Annotated in this window: 19 protein-coding genes; 6 read left to right on the forward strand and 13 right to left on the reverse strand. The window is 47.5% G+C overall.

The window, feature by feature from the left end:
- Positions 1 to 152 precede the first annotated feature (152 nt).
- The 5 genes from I5P96_RS11355 (at position 153) to I5P96_RS11375 (ending at position 3,827) form a co-directional block, all read left to right on the forward strand.
- Entirely contained in the window at positions 153 to 491 is a 339-nt protein-coding gene (locus I5P96_RS11355; protein ID WP_117930527.1) for a helix-turn-helix domain-containing protein, read from the forward strand.
- 117 nt (positions 492 to 608) lie between these two features.
- A complete protein-coding gene (locus tag I5P96_RS11360) occupies positions 609 to 1,136 on the forward strand; it encodes a hypothetical protein (RefSeq protein WP_128117804.1) in 528 nt (175 codons plus the stop codon).
- A gap of 401 nt (positions 1,137 to 1,537) precedes the next feature.
- Positions 1,538 to 1,816 carry a hypothetical protein gene (locus I5P96_RS11365; RefSeq protein ID WP_223382181.1) on the forward strand — a complete coding sequence of 93 codons (279 nt, stop codon included), beginning with the start codon at positions 1,538 to 1,540 and terminating at the stop codon, positions 1,814 to 1,816.
- A 24-nt stretch (positions 1,817 to 1,840) separates the two neighbouring features.
- Positions 1,841 to 3,349: a DNA methylase gene (locus I5P96_RS11370; RefSeq protein WP_223382183.1), complete on the forward strand. Its 1,509-nt coding sequence runs from the start codon at positions 1,841 to 1,843 to the stop codon at positions 3,347 to 3,349.
- Positions 3,330 to 3,827, forward strand: a complete 498-nt coding sequence (locus tag I5P96_RS11375) for a hypothetical protein (RefSeq protein WP_223382185.1) — start codon at positions 3,330 to 3,332, stop codon at positions 3,825 to 3,827. The genes I5P96_RS11370 and I5P96_RS11375 overlap by 20 nt, the downstream gene beginning before the upstream one ends.
- Positions 3,828 to 4,079: 252 nt before the next feature.
- Here I5P96_RS11375 and I5P96_RS11380 read toward each other — a convergent pair whose 3' ends face one another.
- The 13 genes from I5P96_RS11380 to I5P96_RS11440 form a co-directional block, all read right to left on the reverse strand.
- Positions 4,080 to 4,415: a hypothetical protein gene (locus tag I5P96_RS11380; RefSeq protein WP_223382187.1), complete on the reverse strand. Its 336-nt coding sequence runs from the start codon at positions 4,413 to 4,415 to the stop codon at positions 4,080 to 4,082.
- 254 nt (positions 4,416 to 4,669) lie between these two features.
- On the reverse strand, positions 4,670 to 4,861 hold the full coding sequence (locus I5P96_RS11385; protein WP_223382188.1) for a hypothetical protein: 192 nt from the start codon (positions 4,859 to 4,861) through the stop codon (positions 4,670 to 4,672).
- 22 nt (positions 4,862 to 4,883) lie between these two features.
- Entirely contained in the window at positions 4,884 to 5,492 is a 609-nt protein-coding gene (locus tag I5P96_RS11390) for an HAD family hydrolase (RefSeq protein ID WP_223382190.1), read from the reverse strand.
- 75 nt (positions 5,493 to 5,567) lie between these two features.
- Positions 5,568 to 6,449, reverse strand: a complete 882-nt coding sequence (locus tag I5P96_RS11395) for an aldose 1-epimerase family protein (protein ID WP_117506104.1) — start codon at positions 6,447 to 6,449, stop codon at positions 5,568 to 5,570.
- A 12-nt stretch (positions 6,450 to 6,461) separates the two neighbouring features.
- Entirely contained in the window at positions 6,462 to 7,709 is a 1,248-nt protein-coding gene (locus tag I5P96_RS11400) for a right-handed parallel beta-helix repeat-containing protein (RefSeq protein WP_117506103.1), read from the reverse strand.
- Between the two features lie 61 nt (positions 7,710 to 7,770).
- Complete coding sequence (locus I5P96_RS11405) at positions 7,771 to 8,460, reverse strand: MgtC/SapB family protein (RefSeq protein ID WP_055191398.1); 690 nt, start codon at positions 8,458 to 8,460, stop codon at positions 7,771 to 7,773.
- Positions 8,461 to 8,568: 108 nt separating this feature from the next.
- Positions 8,569 to 9,258 carry an MBL fold metallo-hydrolase gene (locus tag I5P96_RS11410; protein ID WP_117506102.1) on the reverse strand — a complete coding sequence of 230 codons (690 nt, stop codon included), beginning with the start codon at positions 9,256 to 9,258 and terminating at the stop codon, positions 8,569 to 8,571.
- Between the two features lie 29 nt (positions 9,259 to 9,287).
- Positions 9,288 to 10,160: a carbohydrate ABC transporter permease gene (locus I5P96_RS11415; protein ID WP_117506101.1), complete on the reverse strand. Its 873-nt coding sequence runs from the start codon at positions 10,158 to 10,160 to the stop codon at positions 9,288 to 9,290.
- A 15-nt stretch (positions 10,161 to 10,175) separates the two neighbouring features.
- Positions 10,176 to 11,069: a carbohydrate ABC transporter permease gene (locus I5P96_RS11420; RefSeq protein WP_117506114.1), complete on the reverse strand. Its 894-nt coding sequence runs from the start codon at positions 11,067 to 11,069 to the stop codon at positions 10,176 to 10,178.
- A 73-nt stretch (positions 11,070 to 11,142) separates the two neighbouring features.
- The gene (locus tag I5P96_RS11425) at positions 11,143 to 12,474 is read right to left on the reverse strand and encodes an ABC transporter substrate-binding protein (RefSeq protein ID WP_117506100.1); all 1,332 of its coding nucleotides are present in this window, start codon (positions 12,472 to 12,474) and stop codon (positions 11,143 to 11,145) included.
- Between the two features lie 451 nt (positions 12,475 to 12,925).
- Positions 12,926 to 14,026, reverse strand: a complete 1,101-nt coding sequence (locus tag I5P96_RS11430) for a phosphotransferase enzyme family protein (protein WP_223382192.1) — start codon at positions 14,024 to 14,026, stop codon at positions 12,926 to 12,928.
- Positions 14,023 to 14,952 carry a sugar phosphate nucleotidyltransferase gene (locus I5P96_RS11435; RefSeq protein ID WP_117506098.1) on the reverse strand — a complete coding sequence of 310 codons (930 nt, stop codon included), beginning with the start codon at positions 14,950 to 14,952 and terminating at the stop codon, positions 14,023 to 14,025. The genes I5P96_RS11430 and I5P96_RS11435 overlap by 4 nt, the downstream gene beginning before the upstream one ends.
- Positions 14,953 to 15,050: 98 nt before the next feature.
- Positions 15,051 to 15,881, reverse strand: a complete 831-nt coding sequence (locus I5P96_RS11440) for a glycerophosphodiester phosphodiesterase family protein (RefSeq protein WP_055191411.1) — start codon at positions 15,879 to 15,881, stop codon at positions 15,051 to 15,053.
- 169 nt (positions 15,882 to 16,050) lie between these two features.
- Here I5P96_RS11440 and I5P96_RS11445 point away from each other — a divergent pair, with 169 nt between their 5' ends.
- Positions 16,051 to 18,237: an extracellular solute-binding protein gene (locus I5P96_RS11445; RefSeq protein ID WP_117506097.1), complete on the forward strand. Its 2,187-nt coding sequence runs from the start codon at positions 16,051 to 16,053 to the stop codon at positions 18,235 to 18,237.
- Positions 18,238 to 18,250 lie beyond the last annotated feature (13 nt).

The raw sequence follows: 18,250 nt of genomic DNA on the forward strand, positions 1-18,250 counted from the left end.
CGGGAGTTGACCGTAAGAGGTCTGCTTCCGGCAATCTTTTTTCCGTTAGTTCAATCTTTAACGGAATTGTTCATCTCTTTCGATTGTGTATGTTCATGCGTTTAACAGGTATCCTATGGAGTGTAAAGAACACGATAGGATGAGGTTGCGCTATGAAAGAGCTTTTTGGACAGAGACTGCGGGAGCAGCGGATAAAGCATGGGTTGACGCTGGAACAACTTGCGGAAAAATCCGAGCTTTCCTCCAACTATATCGGCATGGTAGAGCGTGGCTTAAAGGAACCCGGCCTTGCCACCATTGTTAAACTTCTGAACGCTCTGAATATTTCCGCAGACACATTGTTGTGTGATCTGGTTCCAAGTGCATCTCATGTGACCGATGATGAAATCAGCAAGCGGCTTGAAGGACTGACCCCTATGCAGAAGAAAGTGGCACTTGACCTTCTGGACACCTATATCACCAATCTGCCTTACCTCACCAAAGAAGAATAATCCTGCGGCAACTCTGGCGCACCAGCTTAATTTTGGCTGGTGCGCTTTTCTTTTGCAATTCTTTAGGCTATAATATTTCTTATAGGATGTATTCATTCCCAAAGAATTGATTTCGAGGTGAACAAGATGCGAGAACCGCGATACAGTATCCTTTCCGACATCAACGATGGAATCGACCGTGCCAAGCAAGGCAAGCTGGCTCTGTACTGGCAGCGGAACATTGAACACGAATACCGCTGCAAAAAAGTGACCCCGGCAGAGCAGCAAGCCTACACCGACTTGCAGGACATTCTTGCTGCCGTTCCGCAGTGGAGCGATGAGGAAGAACTGCGCTCCGGCATGGAGGGTATCGGTGGCCGCGTCTGGTTCTGTTACTTCTGGGAAGAACACGATTCGATGGTGCAGCTTACTGAAGATTGTAGCGGCAAGTTTACGGTTGCTTACGTTCTGGATTCGGATGTCACCCCAGAGGTGCGAAAGGCGGCTGCACAGCACGCACAACAGCAGCTTGCTGAATGTATGCAGGAGTGGGATGTTCCGCTTATGAAATCGGCTATTCCAGAAAAAGATAAATACGAATATTTAGATGAAGCGGCATCCCATCTGATGCAAGTCCTCAATGACCCGGAGAGCATCACCGGGTAAAAAGCGTTCCGCAGGAATGCGCAGCCTGCATCGGAACGGTGCAGAGTGAAAGGGTTTGGGGTGTCCCCAACAAGCATTTTGCAGCGCAAAATAGGCATTTGTATAGACGAATGCACTGCTTGCCACAACAATGCGTTCCTTTTGGGTCGCAGTCCGAATGAAAAGCTGAACACAGTACAGCCCCGAAGTTTTCAAAAAAGTCATGGAGCAGGTCGAGAACTTTGAGGAGAACAATTAAATCTTCCATAAAGCAGAAATACGGCTATATTCAGGCTTCACACTGAAATATAGCCGTATATTTTTTGTATCGCTAATAGTTGTTGTATTTGCTCTTGAAAACAGCGCAAAGATTTATTATAATAAGATAAATGGTTGTATCTTGTGCAAAGGAGCTGTGAAAAATGAATCAGAACTACCGCCGCAAAACAGAAAAGGTTTATGTGAAAGTGACTTCTGATTTTGATGCAACCGGCTATATGCAGCCCCGGCAGATTATATGGGGCGATGGTCGGACGTACCCCATTGAGCAGGTGCGGGACTTCCGCCCAGCATCTACCATTGCCGACCTGCCGGGGGACTGTTATACTGTAATCATTAAAGGACAAGAGCGGCATTTGTTTTTTGAACGTGCGGACCGAACGTTTCCCAGCCGCTTCGGGCGGTGGTTTGTGGAGGTCTGATAAGCACACGGAAAGGACAGGACGATGGACGGCAAAAAGCGCACCTATCTCGCAATCGACCTCAAGAGTTTCTACGCTTCGGTGGAATGCGTTGACCGCCATCTTGATCCGCTGACTACCAATCTGGTGGTAGCAGATGCTACCCGGACAGAAAAGACCATCTGCCTTGCGGTATCGCCCTCCTTAAAGGCATATAAAATACCCGGCAGAGCGCGGCTGTTTGAAGCCGTCCAGCGAGTGAAAGAGGTCAACGCCCAGCGGCTACAAACTGCTATCCGGCAGAAAAAGACGGTCCGGGGAGAGGATGGCAAGTACCACTTTACCAGCACCTCTTTCGATGCCAACGCCCTGAACGCAGACCCTGCACTGGGGTTGAGTTACATTGTTGCGCCGCCCCGAATGCAGCGGTATCTGGACGTTTCCACCCAAATCTACAAGACCTACCTAAAATATGTGTCCCCGGCGGATATCTACCCCTACTCCATCGATGAAGTTTTTATTGATGTGACAGGCTACCTGCCCTATTACCACATGAGCGCCCACGAGCTTGCCATGACCATGGTGCGGGAGGTGCTGTACAACACCGGCATCACCGCAACGGCAGGCATCGGCACCAACCTCTACCTTGCAAAGCTGGCCATGGACATTGTGGCAAAACACATCCCGGCGGACAAGAATGGTGTTCGCATTGCAGAGCTGGACGAGCAGTCCTATCGGTATCTGCTGTGGAACCACAGACCGCTGACGGATTTCTGGATGACTGGTCCCGGTACCGTCAAACGGCTGGAAGCCCACGGCATTTATACGATGGGGGACTTGGCACGGTTTTCAATCCATGGGGAAGATCGTCTGTATGAGATTTTTGGCGTGGATACGGAAATTCTCATTGACCACGCATGGGGCTATGAGCCCTGCGGTATGGCCGAGATTAAAAGCTACAAGCCCAGCACCAACAGCATCAGCGAGGGGCAGGTGCTGACCTGCCCCTATCCCAACGACAAGGCCAAACTCATCGTCCGGGAGATGGCGGAGATTCTGATGTTCCGGCTCACCGAAAAGAAACTGGTGACGGAATCCATCACCTTGGAGATCGGCTACGACCGGGAGAACGTGGACAAGGGCGGCTACCGTGGTCTGACCCAGACCGACCGCTACGGCAGAATCATCCCCAAAGCGGCACACGGCACTATCCGGTTTGATGCGCCCACCAATCTAGGCAGCGCCCTCATCAACGAAAGCGCAAAGCTGTTTGAGCGCATCACCGACCCGGCGCTGACGGTGCGGCGCATCACCCTCAACGCCAACAAGGTCACCCCGGACGAGGGTATCTATCAGGTGGACTTTTTCACCGACACCAAGAAGCTGGAAAAGGAGAAAAAACTCCAGCAAGCCATGCTGGGCATCAAGAACAAGTACGGCAAAAACGCCGTGCTGAAAGCCAGCAGCTACGAGGAAGGTGCCACCATGCGCCAGCGCAACGCGCAGATTGGCGGGCACAGCGCGGGAGGTTCGGATGGAAAACTACAAAAATAGCAAGATCGGACAAGAGACTGCCCAAAAGTATGGGGACATCATAGAGATGGAACGCCCCCAGACCGAAGAATCCCTTCGCAAGCATCCCCGCATGACCTTGCAGAACCGGGCGAAGATCTTCTCTCCCTTTGCAGCACTGCGGGGTTATGATGAGCAGCTTGCCGCAGAAAAGCAGCGCACCGAGCGCGTGACCAAGCGCATTCTGACCGAGGAAGAAATGTCGGCTTTGTCCGATCGGCTGATGCAGGTCACCAAGGGCATGACCATCACGGTGCGGTACTTCAAGGAAGACACCGCCCACCCGGAGGTTCCAGCAGTGGGTAACTACATCACACTGACCGGAAAAGCAGACCGCATCGACCCGGTGTTCCGCACCTTGCAAGTGGGCGACACCGTGGTGCCCTTTGAGGATTTGGTGGAGGTCAGCGGGGAGAGCATCATGGAGATTGACCAATATCTCGGCATTACAGAGGATTAAGCACAAAAAAGGCCACCAGTCGGAAAAACGGCTGGTGGTCTTGCTTACTTATGATGCATCGTCGGCAGCTGCTTGACTTTGTTTCCGATTTTTTTTGCGTTCCAGTGAGAACACCATGTCTGGAGTGCGCTCAAAAAATCCTATGTCACGCCGCCAGCTTATGCCGCATTTGCAGTGGAACAGCCCAATGAACTGCTACTTCATTTTACGTCCGCAGTTCGGACAAATTCGTTTACTGGTTCCCATAATAGTTTACTGGAGCTTGGCGATAATTTCATCGGCAGACATACCGCTGGCAAGCAGCTTTTTCAATACAGATTCTGCTTCAGCTTTCTTAGATTCTTCAGCGGCCTTTTTTTCGGCTGCAACCTTTTTTGCCTCTGCTTTAGAAAGATCCTTTGTTGCAACCTTCAACGCAGATTTTTTACTTTTCAGCTGGTCTTTCAGTGCGCTGATGTTATCAGACAGTGCAACAATCTCGGTTTCAATTTGCTCCTTGGCAGCGGTCTTTTCAGCAATAATAGCTGCATAGTCAATCTTTGCTTTCTTGGTACGCACTGCATTCTTGCTTCCTTTTTGTCTAGGCATAGTTGTCCCTCCATCTAGTATTGGAATTTAGCTAATATAAGTATATTCTTTCCGTCTCGAAATGCAATACTCTCTTAAACAATAAGAGCGGAGCCTTTTGCAAGGTTCCGCTCTTATTGCTGCTGTGATGCAGTGACAAGATGAAGGAATATTTATCTTTCAAAACCACCGATGGGCTATCGCTGTGAGGGTTTAGCAGCAATCCCATCAGACAGGCTTTGGAAGAAGCAAATGGGGATGGGAGAAATGCACCGTCATAGGTTGATAGCTACCCCAAGGATCACGAACAGGATTGAAAGACAAATACAACTTACCCCATTTCTTCGCTTGGTAAAAGCGTCCAAAGAACACTTCGCATGTTGTTTTGCCCGTTCCAACTGGGATGCCCCCGCATAAGCAGAGAATCCGGCACAAATCAAAAGCATCAAACCGATCCAGATCATCATAAGCATTTCTCCAATCAAAACCTTACCATTCCACGCCCAGAGTGCGCAGGCTCTCGGCAAGGGCAGGAACATCCATGTTGAACACGATGCCTGCCATGTTTTCGTAGAGTGCGCCCTCCACGTTGATGGGTGTATCGTCAATAAAGACGCATTCCTCCGGGCGAAGGTCAAACTTATGCAGGAAGGTGCGGTAGATCTGGGGGTCTGGCTTCAGTAGCTTGACTTCTGCGGAGATCAGGGCACCGTCCATCAGCTTGCTGGCTTCTGCCCGTGCCCAGTAGATAGGCTGACGGGTGGCAGCGTTGGAAAGTAGGTAGAGACGGTAGCCCTTTGCTTTCAGTGCCTGCAAAAGCTCCAGCATTCCCTCCACCGGCACGATGGGGTCGTCCCACTTTTCGATCAGCCCACGGGCTGCATCATGCAGATACTCCGGCAGGCGGGGCAGGATGCGCTGCTCTGCGATCTCCTCGTCGATGACACCCCGGTCCAGCATGGTCCACTCCACCGAGCGGAACACCTCGTTGCGGATCAGCTTGCGGTCCTCGCCGGTGAGGGAATAGCGGTTCATAAACAGCTCCGGGTCAAACCGAACCAGAACGTTTCCCATATCAAAAACAATATTTTTTATCACGAATATACCCTTCCTGTTTTGCCAGTTGGTTTATGACTGCCACCTTATTTCACAGTTCATACAACGACCTTCTATTTATCTTTCAAATGTTGTATGTAATGTTATAGAGTAGCTTTCATTGGGAGCGATGCAAGCCGCTGCCGCATGTTCATTCCACTCGGAGGTGTCAGTCTCTGCAGCTGGGAGACTCTGCCACGGCTCAATGCAGATAAATCGCATAGGTTTCGTAGGTGCACTCCAAAGTAGCGTATACGGATATTCCGAAATATCGCAGATGATTTTTCGCTCAGAATTCTTTTCATATATTCCAATCGTTTTGGAACGGAGTCCGGCGAGACAGAAACTATCATTATCAAACAGCGTATCCGTCAGTGGAATCGCCTGCGTATTTTTCCATTGATAAAAACTTTTTCCAGAGAGCAGACCATGAGGAAGACAATCCAAAATGATTGGGCTTTCCTCTTGCTCAAACCGAATCTCATAATCCGTAGTTGTGTGGTTTTCATCAAACGGAATATTAAATCCCGGATGAAAGCCAATTCCACACCGCATATTCTCGTCGCCGCAGTTTTTCACATGGACTTCATGGTGGAGCGTATGCCCGTCAAGAGTGAAAACACTTGTGAATTCAAAATCAAACGGAAATCGCAGAGTTTTCGTTTCTTCGTCTGCTCGGAACATCAGTTGAGCAGAAATTCCGTTATTCTGCTTTAAGATATGCTCCAGATCACGAATAAAACCATGCTGTCCACCGCTATAGTGCTTCCCGTTATGAATCAATTCACCATTGGCAAGTCGTCCAGCCCACGGAAACAATACTGGAGAATGACGATCCCAAATAGCAGGGTCAGCCTGCCAGATAAGCTCTTCACCTTTGCTATTTTTTACACTGACAACCTCTGCACCATGCGTATCAATTGTCACGGTCAGAAATTCATTGCTGATGGTCGTTTGCATAAACTGCCTCCATTATTCTGTAACAATGTCCGTATCCGATATGAGCTGCTCGTCACAAGAATTTGCGACAATGGGACGTTCAAATCCTTCAATCGTGTTTCCGCTGATAGTACAATTGTCCAAAAGATACAGGTCTATTGCTTTTCCACCATTCACACCTTTCAGTGTGTTGTCCTTGATGGTAACATTTTTGATATGCTTCGGAGATTTATTGTTTGTGGTAATCTCCAAAACGGTCGCCTTCGGATCACTGACATCAAATGTATTGCCTTCGATGGTAAAGTCTGTTGTGCTTTCTGCACCCGTTGGGTCGATGAACGAACCATAGGTATCAGCCAAAATTCCGTAGCGGTCGATCTGCTCCGAATCCGAAGTAATGGTGAAGATATTGTTACGGATGGTAATGCGGTCATAGGCCATGAAATGAATGGCAGTATAAGCGGCATTATCAAATGTGCAGTCCTCAATTACGATATCAGAGCATTTCACCCCTGCCTGCTGAGAGTGTGTTCCGATGGCCGCCATATAGTGCGGCGTGTTTTCACTGCCACCAAAATAACAGTTGCGAATCGTGACATTCGTAGAGGGAGCTTTGTTCTGCACTAGCGTATAGGGATAACCCTTTACCGTACCGGGTTCGATTTGAAGAAGCTCGCGCGTTTTGTCGCCGCTTCCACGGAAGGACTGGCCTTCAAAACGGCAGTTTTCAATCAGAACATTGTCCGAGCCAGCAACCTGAATCACGTGTCCGTTGTAGCAATCCCGGAAAGTAATATTGCGGATCGTGATATTGCTTCCGTAACCGATGCCAAGAGCGTTGATGGACTCCGCATTGGGAAGATTTTTTGGCGTTCCGGATTCATCCAGCTGACCGTTCATATCCCAGATGCCACCTTCGATGATGATATTGCTGTTGCCTTCAGCCTTGTTGTGCTTATAAGGGTGGTTGTAGGCCATCATGGGATTCTTGTCCTGACTGCAGTTTAGCAGAATTGCATTATCGCTCAGTTTGAATGTCATATTTTCTTTGAACACGATTCGACCTGCCAGCGGATATGTTCCGTCCTGCAAAAACAGCACGCCATCATCAGGCAGTTCATCAATTGCCTTTTGAAGCACTTCGGTGACATCGGATATCGTGTTCAAATCTATTTTATACTTTTTCACAAAGTCCACTTCTTTGCTCTGGCTACATGCACTAAAAAGGATGCAGTTCAGCAACAGAAATACTAAAACAAAAAGCTTTTTCGTCTTGAGCATAAAAATACCTCTCTACAAATTGGAAGCGTCTTCGTTAAAAGCAAGGCATCACGATAGGCGTTTATAGTTCTTCGATAAATTTTAAATGCGGAATATGCCGGAGCGTATCTATCATACTGTCATGAGGACGATGTTCAAGGCTGCGAACGGTGACAACAAACGCAACACTGTTGATCGAATTGGTTCCGAGATAGTCCGGCTCCATCTGCAAGTTGCTCATGGTCAAACCGGCATCACGCATAAACTCGATAAACTCGCCCATATACTCACGATTTTCAAGCTCGACGTAGATGTCAATGACACTCGTATGCTTCCGTGTAAAGTAGTCCATGTTCTGCATGAGCGACAACACAATGAAAATCAGGATGCCGCCTGCAATGGCAACTTCGTAAAAACCGATGCCAATAGCCAGACCGATGCAGGCTGCTGCCCACAAGCCGGCAGCAGTTGTGATGCCTCGAACCTGGTTGCGTCCAGTTTTCATAATCGAGCCAGCACCAATAAAGCCGATGCCCGAAAGGACCTGCGCACCCATACGAACCGGATCGCCCGTGTTCATACACTGGGAAACATATTGATTCGTCATCATCACAACGGTTGACCCCAGACAGACGAGGATATAGGTGCGAAGTCCCGCAGGTCTGCTTTTCCGTCCGCGCTCTAAGCCCAAAACTCCGCCAATGACGATAGACAGAAAAAGTCTGAAGAAAATCGTTCCGTATGTTATTTCGCGTATTGTATGAAGATTCATCAGGGTTCACCTAGCTTTTAACTATATTTTTCCCAAATTTTACATGATGGGTAAAAAGAAATGTGTTCTGCCTTACCTAATCATTGGCAGAACACATTCTTTTCAGTATTACACGCTTGTGACGACTTGGAAACCAGCTTCTTTTATCTGGCTCATAAAATCGCCACCAAAGTGCATACAGTAGACCCGATTTCTCATTTCAGGCGGAATGTACTCACATAGCCGTTTCAGAGAACAATGCGACGGACTTTCCTTCGTCAAAAATGTGCAATCGTGATAAATAACCTGAATTTTTCCCTGCTTGAACTGCTGAAGGATATCGTCTGAAAGTTCCGAAGCATCTGCACTGAAATAGATGGTTTCGTCCTCATCGCGAATCAGAAAACCGCAGCACTTCATATCAGAAGCATGCTTGACGGGAACAGCCTCCACATGCAGACCATCCTCAAAAATTTGGGTGTAATCTGTCGTGAAATCGTACATATCAGCAGGAACACCCATGAGCTTCAAGATTTCAACTACGGTATCATCTTGTGCGATGACTGTGATACGTTTTTGGAGAACGGACAAACAGTAGGAGGCAAATGAGCCAAGGCTACCAATGTGATCTGCGTGCAGATGGGTGATGAAAACTGTGATCTTGTCACAAGTCCGAATCTCATCACGCGCCTCCATTTTCCGAAATGTGCTTTCGCCGCAGTCAATCATAAAGAGATGATTGTTTTTCACAAAGAATGCCGCATTACTGCCCAACCGAGGATAATATGCAGCGCCAGTGCCAGTAAAATGAAGTTCCATTGGTTTGGAATCTCCTCTCCTCGAAATAATTAGCCTTTGTTGCCGCCAGCGGTGACGCCAGAAATAATCTTGTCCGACAGGAACGCGTAGATAACGACCGTCGGGACAAAGACGATGACAACAGACGCAAACATTCCAGCCCAGTCACCGGAGTTCATCATGGAAGTAACGGTCTGATACAGGCCGACACCGATGGGGCGCAGATTGGATTTATTTGCGAAAATCAAAGCCATGAAGTATTCGTTCCACTTACCGATAAAGTTAAAGATAGACACGGTAACAATAGCAGGCTGCGCCAAAGGGAACATAATTTTCCAGAAGCACTGGATCGGGCCGCAGCCGTCGATAGCGGCAGCTTCCTCGAACGAGGTGCTGATTCCCTTGAAGAAGGTCAGCAGGAAGAAAGTCGTATATGGAACAGAGCACGCCGTGTACAGGAATATCAGAGTAAAGTGAGTGCCAGACAGCTTCAGCGCACTAACGACAGAAAACAGCGGCATGACGATCATAATATTAGGGATTGCCAGACCGATGATGATAAGAGCCTGAATCAAACCAGCACCACGGAACTTAAAACGAGACATGCAGTATGCAGCCGGTGCACAAACCACAATGATCAAAATACACGACGGAACGGTGTAAATGACAGAGTTCAGCAGGTTCAAAGCCGCTTTATTCGTAAAAAGTGCCTTAGTGTAGTTTTCAAAATGCAGTCCGCTCGCAAGCAGGCTACCCGTGAAGATTTCCTTTGTAGTAGACAGAGATGCAAGGATAATCCAGCCAATCATGCAGAAGATAAAGGCCGTCCACAAAGTGACGATGATATAGCCCGGAAGACGCGGAAGTTCTTTCTTCAACTTAAAAGGATTCGCTTCCATTTTTTCTTTTTTTGCTTTTGCCATTGTCTGTTTTCCTCCTTACAGTTCGTAGCCATCGTCTTTGATACTCTTACGAGAAATCGTAGAAACTGCGACGACAACAATGGTCATAATGCAGGCCGCTGCTGCTGCAACACCCGTGTTCATGCTGTCTGCACTAATCTCACTGCCGAACAGGGTTTGGTAGGTATACATCATCGGAGTATAGGTGCTTACACCGCCGAAAACCTGTGCCAAAGCGAAGAAGCCCATCGTTTTGGTAGTCCACAGCACCAGAGAAGTGCCAAGAACGCCCTTAATCAGCGGGAGGGTGATGTGGAAGAATTTGTCAAAAATATTTGCACCCTCAATAGTGGCGGCTTCATAGTAATCGGGAGAGATTTTTTCAATAGCTGCAATGTACATCAGCATGAAGTAGCCCACATTGCTGAATACATAAGCGATGCACATTGAGAGGAACATGTGGTCTGTACCAAGCCACTGGAAGTTCGCCATGGACTCCCAGCCAAGGGCAGTGAAAAAGGAGTGGAACAGGCCAAATTTTGCATTGTAAACATACAGCAACCACATATAACCAACGGCGACTGCTGCAATAACGTTGGGCATATAGATAATAGCACGGAAAAACTTCTGACCGCGAAGACCACTTGTCAGGATGATTGCCAGAGCGATTGCAAGCCCAAGGCAAGCAATACCGCAGTACAGCCAGATCTTACCGATATTTATGACCGATGTGATGAACAGCGGCGTATGGAACAGCTTAATGTAATTGTCCAGTCCTGCCCAAGACCATGTTGAAACAGCGCTTGTAACGCTCTTCACGCTGAAAAAGCTCATAATAGCGGTTCGGGAGACAGGATAAATAAAAATCAAGCAGAACAGCAGCATGGCTGGTCCCATAAAATACAAGATAGACGCTTTTGTTTGTTTCATCGTTATTTTCCCTTCATTATGCAAAAGGGCAGGAAAGCCGTAAACCTCCTACCCTTTTGTAAAAACAATTGATTTAGAATGCGCTTGCCATCTTGATGAACTCGTCTGCGGAGATCGAGCCGCCCATCAGCTTCAGGCAGGCATCTGCAATGATCTGCTTGCTGTCGCTGTTGGTGATGATAGCAGTCTGAGAAGGATAACGGGAGGTGTAGCTGTTCAGGACGACCTGAGCATCGGCCAGGTTTTCGGGCCAGACATGATCAACGTTCATAGGGATGGCGTTTGCCTGATTGGTAAACTCCTGATCCCACTCGCTGGTCGTCAGATAAACGATGAATTCGACTGCTGCCTGTGTTGCAGCATCATCGCAATCCTTATTGACTGCGATCGCATAGGTGGAGTAGCAACCACCCTCCGTGCCTTCGACACCGTTAGGAACTTCCGGGAAAGCAAATGCGCCCCACTTGAAGTCATCGGGAGTAGTTTCAGCAACTTCGTTCGGCAGCCAAGTGCCGTTGATGTACATTGCAACGTTCTCGCTGATAACCATATCCTGCTGTGCTGCGGGATAGACGTTTGACTCAATGTTGGGATCAAAGTAGCCCTTTGCTGCCATGTTAGCGATTGCCTCGGCGGTGTCCTTGACACCCTGCTCACTTGCCCACTGACTGCTATCCTTTGCCAGTTCCATCACGCGATCGTTACCGAGACGGCGAGACATATAATAGCCAACCCAGCTGGTGCAGTAGTTCGAGTCAGTCGTTACAGGAATATGCCCAGCAGCCTTGACCTTCTCGCAAGCATCCATCAGCTCTTCCCAAGTCTGAGGATACTCGGTAACACCGCACTCTTCCAGCAGACCCTTGTTGCAGAAGATCATGAATGCCTGCGGAATGTAAGGAATGCACATGGTCTTACCATCGAACAGGGAACCAGCCAGAGAGATCATGCTGGGAATGACGACATCTTTGTATGCCTTGCCGTTGGTGGTGTCGTAGGTCTTATCAATGTAAGAAGAGAGGTCTTTAATGTTCTCGCTCCACAGCTTCTGAACATTGTCAATGTTTGCATCCATCAGATCGATCTGGGTGCCTGCTTCAATTGCGGAAACGACGAGGTTGCGGTTATCACGGCCGTTGAAGGTAAAATTGATTTTCACGTTCGGATGCAGCTGAGTGAAAGCGTCAGCTGCCTGCTTCAGAACCAATGCCTGATTCTCCGTCTCACTCCAGCTAGACCAGTACTCAATCGTACCGGACAGCGTATCACCTGCCGCATTTGCAGCAGTGGAAGATGCAGCTACACTCGAAGAGGAAGAACTGCTGCCACCACATGCGGCCAGACCCATTGCGGCAGCACCTGCTCCGGCAACCTTGAGGAAATTACGACGAGAAATCTTATTCATGATAAACTCTCCTTCTAATTATCTCTGGCAAAAATACTTTGTGCAGCGTCCCCACTGCATTTCACTGTAACTGTAGTTTACACAAAAACTTGAAACGTGTCAATTGTCATTTCAGCAAAATATATGTAAAATACTTGTGCATAGTAACAAATTTCAGTGATTCTACTTGGATTTTACATATCCTATATTGACACGTTTCAAATTATAGTGTATTCTTGTTCAAACTTTATTCATCTTTCTCTTTTATACGTGCAAGGAGGCACCTCCTATAATGATTACGCAGAATCAGCTTTCTCTTATCCTTTTAATCATTTTCGCCGGAATCATCTTTTTCTGTTTACAGTAAGCTTTTCACACATTTCTCCTTTAAGATAGCATAAGGCCGGGATCGAACTAGCGATCCCGGCCTTATGCATTATTTCGGAGCTGTGATTTCCGAAGGAGAATAGCATCAATATTTCTGAATAATACGCATCATATCAGCGAAAGCAGCCTCCATCCCTTTAACAAGGGTGAACTGCGTGCGTGCTCGATCAAGGTTCTGTGCAGGGCGACTAATACGGAAATAGTGGTCTCCCTCAAGATAATCGGTAAGGAATCGCATTCCACATTCCAGCGTCATCAGCTTTGCGCCCCAGACCAGACTGCTCTTTTCCTGCTCGGACATAGTTGCTCCAGCGGTCGAGAGGAAGCCTTTTGCAAACACCTCAAACAAGTGCAGGTCAAAGTGAACCTTGTTCTGATCGGGTTCATCCTCGGCGCAGTCGTTTGCGCCAAAACGGATGGAGTCGCCAAAGTCATATGCAGCCAAACCGGGCATTACGGTGTCCAGATCAATAACGCAAACACCCTTTTTACTCGTTTTGTCGATGAGGACATTGTTGAGCTTGGTATCATTGTGAGTAACGCGAAGCGGAATCTCATTTTTGCTCAGCATATCGACCAGAACATGGCAGTCAGCCTCACGAGAGCGAACAAATGCGATTTCATCTGCAACATCTTTCGCACGTCCCATTGCATCCTCTGCGACAGCTTTCTCAAAATTCTGGTAGCGCGTAGGAGTATCGTGGAATTTGACAATGGTTTCATGCAGCGTAGCAGCTGGAAATGCGGCCAGCTGATTCTGGAACGTGCCGAAAGTTTCCGCTACAGTGTAAAAATCATTTTCGTTTTCGACTTTTTGCAGACAGACAGTATCCTCGACGAAGATATAAGCTCGCCATGTGCCGCCATCGCTGTCAGTATAGAAAGGTTTTCCATCTTTGGTCGGAATAACGTTCAGCGTCTCACGCTCCGGGTCGCCGCCATTCTCCAGAATGACCTTGCGCAGGAAGCTGGTAACGTTGCAGACGTTTTCCATCAATTCTTTCGGGTTCTTGAATGTGTCAGTATTGATGCGCTGCATAATGTAGCGCTTGCATTTGTCGCTTGCCCAAACGACAAATGTATCATTGATATGGCCTTCGCCATAGCGAGAAATTTCACCCGTTGTACGGTCGAAGGCAAATGCATCAGCTGCTTCTCGCAGGATATTTTCTGTGATAGCGTTCACTTTTTTTCCTCCCATAGATTCATCGGATAGATCCCGGCTTCAATTTTATTCTTGATGGCATTGACGACCGTGGGTTTGTCCTCACGATAGGTCACGCCATACCACTTGTCCGCACTGTGAAGAATGGTGACGGTCGCTTTTTTCTCGTCGATCAGCTCACTGACGACAAGCGGCAGAAAATACTCGCATTTCAACGGATTTTTCGGGAGATTCTCGGTCAGCCAATCCGCAAAGCGATTCTCGGCTTCCTGCAAAAAGCTCTTGGTAAAACCCCAGAGGTTCATGCTAACAGGCGTGTTTCCGCCGATTTCCGTCCAAGATGCACCGCCATCCTCGGAATAGCAGATCTTCTCATCGTGCGTTTCAATACGGGTGCGTTCGGTAACGCTTTGAAGTGTGCCGTCCGGATTTGCAACGCAGACGCCACGTGCGACACTGCCATTTTCCGAGACCGTATTTTTCAGCAGATAGCTCACCATGCAGTAGTCATAAACTTCCCTATCCTGATGGGTGGACAGGTAGTCGTACATCACCTGAAACGCTTCCGGCCCATAATAGTCGTCGGCATTGATGACCGCAAACGGCCCATCAATCAGGTCCTTTGCGGCAAGGACTGCATGGCAAGTTCCCCACGGCTTCTCCCGGTTTTCGGGAACTGAAAAGCCTGCAGGTAGATTGTCCAACTGCTGGAACGCATACTTGACATCCATGACTTTGGAAATGCGGTCACCAATTGCGGCATGGAAGGCTTCTTCAATTTCATGCTTGATAACAAAAATGACGGTCCGGAAACCTGCACGATATGCGTCATAGAGTGAATAGTCAATGATGACTTCCCCATTCGGGCCGACGGGGTCGATCTGCTTCATTCCTCCATATCGGCTGCCCATACCTGCAGCCATGACAACTAATACTGGTCTGTTCATTTTTCAAATCTCCCTTTGTTTTTACGACTGTCTATCGAGATCAAAAACACGTGATGCAAGGAAGGAATCTCCGGCTACTGGTTTTCAAAAGCGAAGTCTCATCGGTTCACACCGCTGTCTTTCAGATATTGGCAGCACTGATAGGTCCAGTCCGACTGGATGATGTCGAAGCCATGCTCGACCAGCCAGCCCCAGCCCAGAGCCGGGTCTTTCATCATGGAAACATCGTCGGTGTGTCCGGCAGAAAGAGGAACTTTATAATTGTAAAGGACGGCATTTCCCCACAGAGTACGTCCTTTTTTGTGCATTGCCTCAATGTACTCCGGCTGGATCACCGGGGCATTTTCAGTCGAGAACACAAGTTCTGCGCCCATGTAGTTGATGTTCATGGACTCGATCATCTCGCTGGCCGTGTCGTTCTCCATGTAGATGGGCATGAACATGTAATCCGGGGCAACCTCTTCGACGGTCTTTAAAACTTCTTTGGTAGGTGCATTTTTGAGCAAGATCTGTTCCTTCATGCCATGACGCTCGACCTGCTTGATAACGTCCGGGATAAATGCGCCGCAACGGTCCAGATTCAGGATGCAGCGATTTTTCATGTGTTCCAGCACTTCATCAAACGTGTTCAGACCATGTTCCGTCTCGTTAAAATCTACATTGATGAGTCGCAGCTTGCGGATTTCCTCTGCGGTCATCCGGGTCAAGTCAATGTGACGGTCGAGTTGAAACGGCTCCTTTCCGGTGTGGAAGATGAAAATTTCTCCGTCAAGACTTTTGAATAAGTCCATTTCCAGAATAGCTGCACCGCCGTTCAGTGCGATATCAAAGGCCGGGATCGTGTTGCAAGGGATGTTCACGCCAGCAACACCCCGATGTGCTGCTACCTGAACGCGATCACGATTATAAAGATGTAACGTATTATTCATGGCGATAACCTCCTTGTTTTTAGTATGGCACACATTTTGAAACGTGTCAATACAACAAAACATAGAAGTTCTCCCTTGAATATTGTGAAAAAGTTCAATAGTTTTTTGCGAAATGCTCCATTATACTGTAAATATAGAGAAGGTGTCCAATTAGGAGGAAAATCACATTATGCCTACTATTAAAGATATCGCTAAAGAAGCGGGCGTTGCACAAGGCACCGTTTCAAATGTGCTGAACGGACGTGGTAACGTCAGCAGCGATAAAATAATTCTGGTTGAACAAGCATGTGCGAAACTGGGCTATACCATGAATCAACGAGCCAAAACACTCCGACAGGGCTCATCGAAGCTGCTGGCAGCAATCATACCCAATGCGCATGACAGACGATATACCGACTTCTTTTTAAGTTTTAAGAACTATGCGGAATCTAGTGGCTATTCCGTTCGACTCTATTTTTCAAACGATTTGCTTGCAGAGGAGGAAGTCCAACTCCAAACTATCCGTTCCGAAATGACGGCGGGAATTGCTACATTTTCGTCTTGTACAAAAGATGGCCGGAACATTTATGACGAAATCGGGATTCCAAAGCAGGATGTTGTCTTTGTGGAGCGAAATCCCTTTGATTCCCCTTTCTATATTGGATTCGATTACGCCAAAGCTGGTTTAGAATTAGCAGAAAAGCTAACATCTAAAAAGTGCAGTCGCATCCTTCTCATCACTGAGACTTTGGATTATTCCAGTCAGAATGAATTTTACTTGGCTTTTTCGGCTGCATTAAAAGCCAAAAACTGCATCCTGCACCATGTCCAAACCGATTCACAGCACTGTTATACCCATTTTTTGCAGGTTTTGAACGATCTTGAACCAGTTGATGCCGTAGTTCTGACAAATTATCACTTGGCAGAAAATTTCAGTAATGTCAGCAAGACATTCTATCCTCATCTTCATTCGCCAATTTATACCATTTCGCCGCTTTTTACAATTCCATCGGTCGGATGTAAAAAATATGAGCTGAACTACCGTCTGATGGGACGCTGTGCCGCAGAGCAGCTTATTAAGCGGAAAGAAAACAAACGATCCGAAATTCAACCGATGATTTTGCATAACGATGGGATGCGAAATTGGTTATCCAAAATTCCGGGTTCGACTTGCAAACGGCTAACGATCCTGACACTAGACAGCCCGACGGCTCGAATTATGGAGAACATGGCGCGTATTTACACGGATGCAACAGGAATCGAAATCAAAGTCGCCATCTGTTCTTATGATGGAATTCACGAGATTCTGAGCGACCTTGGAAACACAGATGCCTATGATGTCATCCGTCTGGATCACACATGGCTTTCATGGTTTGGTGAACATATTTTTGCGCCCTTGAGTGAGTTGACCTCTTCCAGTGCTGAACAGTTGTTCGAGCCTTTTATTCCCGGCCTTGTTCCACAATACACAAGTGTGAATGGCGTTGCCTATGCCTTTCCTGAAACACCGAGCGCACAGTTACTGTTCTACCGTAAAGATTTGTTTGAGAACACCGTCCTGCAGCGTCTTTATAAGGAACAGTATAAGGAAGAGCTTGCGCCGCCGCAAGATTTCGAGCACTTTAACCGTATCGCGAGGTTCTTCACTAGACGTTTCAATGAACATTCCCCCACAACCTATGGCACAACGTTGACACTTGGAAACAGTGGCGTTGCTGCAACCGAATATCTAACACGGTATTTCAGTCACTCGCACGATTTGTTCGATGCAAATGGAAATCTGCTCCTCAACACAGACATCGCTATTCAATCCATGAAGGAACTTATCGAAGCCAAGGATTATTCTCCCAAACGATATAATAGTTGGTGGCGAGAATCGGCACGTGAGTTTGCCGCAGGCGATACAGCAATGTCTATCATTTTCAGCAATTATGCCTCAGAGATGATGGACAGCGATTCAGTTATTATCAATAAAATCGGTTACACATATCTTCCGGGGCAGAATTCTTTGCTGGGTGGCGGCTGTATTGGAGTATCCAAAAACAGCCAAAACAAAACGGAAGCATTTGATTTTATAAAATGGATTTGCAGCGAGGAGATTACGACTGCCATGACCCTTCTAGGCAGTGTTTCTCCTTGCGAAAAAACGTACAGCAACTATGAGGTCCTTGATACCTATCCTTGGCTTGGACTCTCTCACAAGTGTATTGCACAGTCAAAGATCAATCGTATTCCCCCGCAGAAAGCAACCTGCTTTGATGAGCGCAGATTTTTAAGCATCTTAGGCATGGCGGTCAATACGGTATACAATGACACAGCAACTCCACAAGATGCCTTAATCTATGCCATTCAAAGCTACAATCGCACTATGAAATAAAATACAGCCTCCG

The sequence above is a fragment of the Faecalibacterium prausnitzii genome (assembly GCF_019967995.1).
Taxonomy (GTDB): Bacteria; Bacillota; Clostridia; order Oscillospirales; family Ruminococcaceae; genus Faecalibacterium; species Faecalibacterium prausnitzii_E.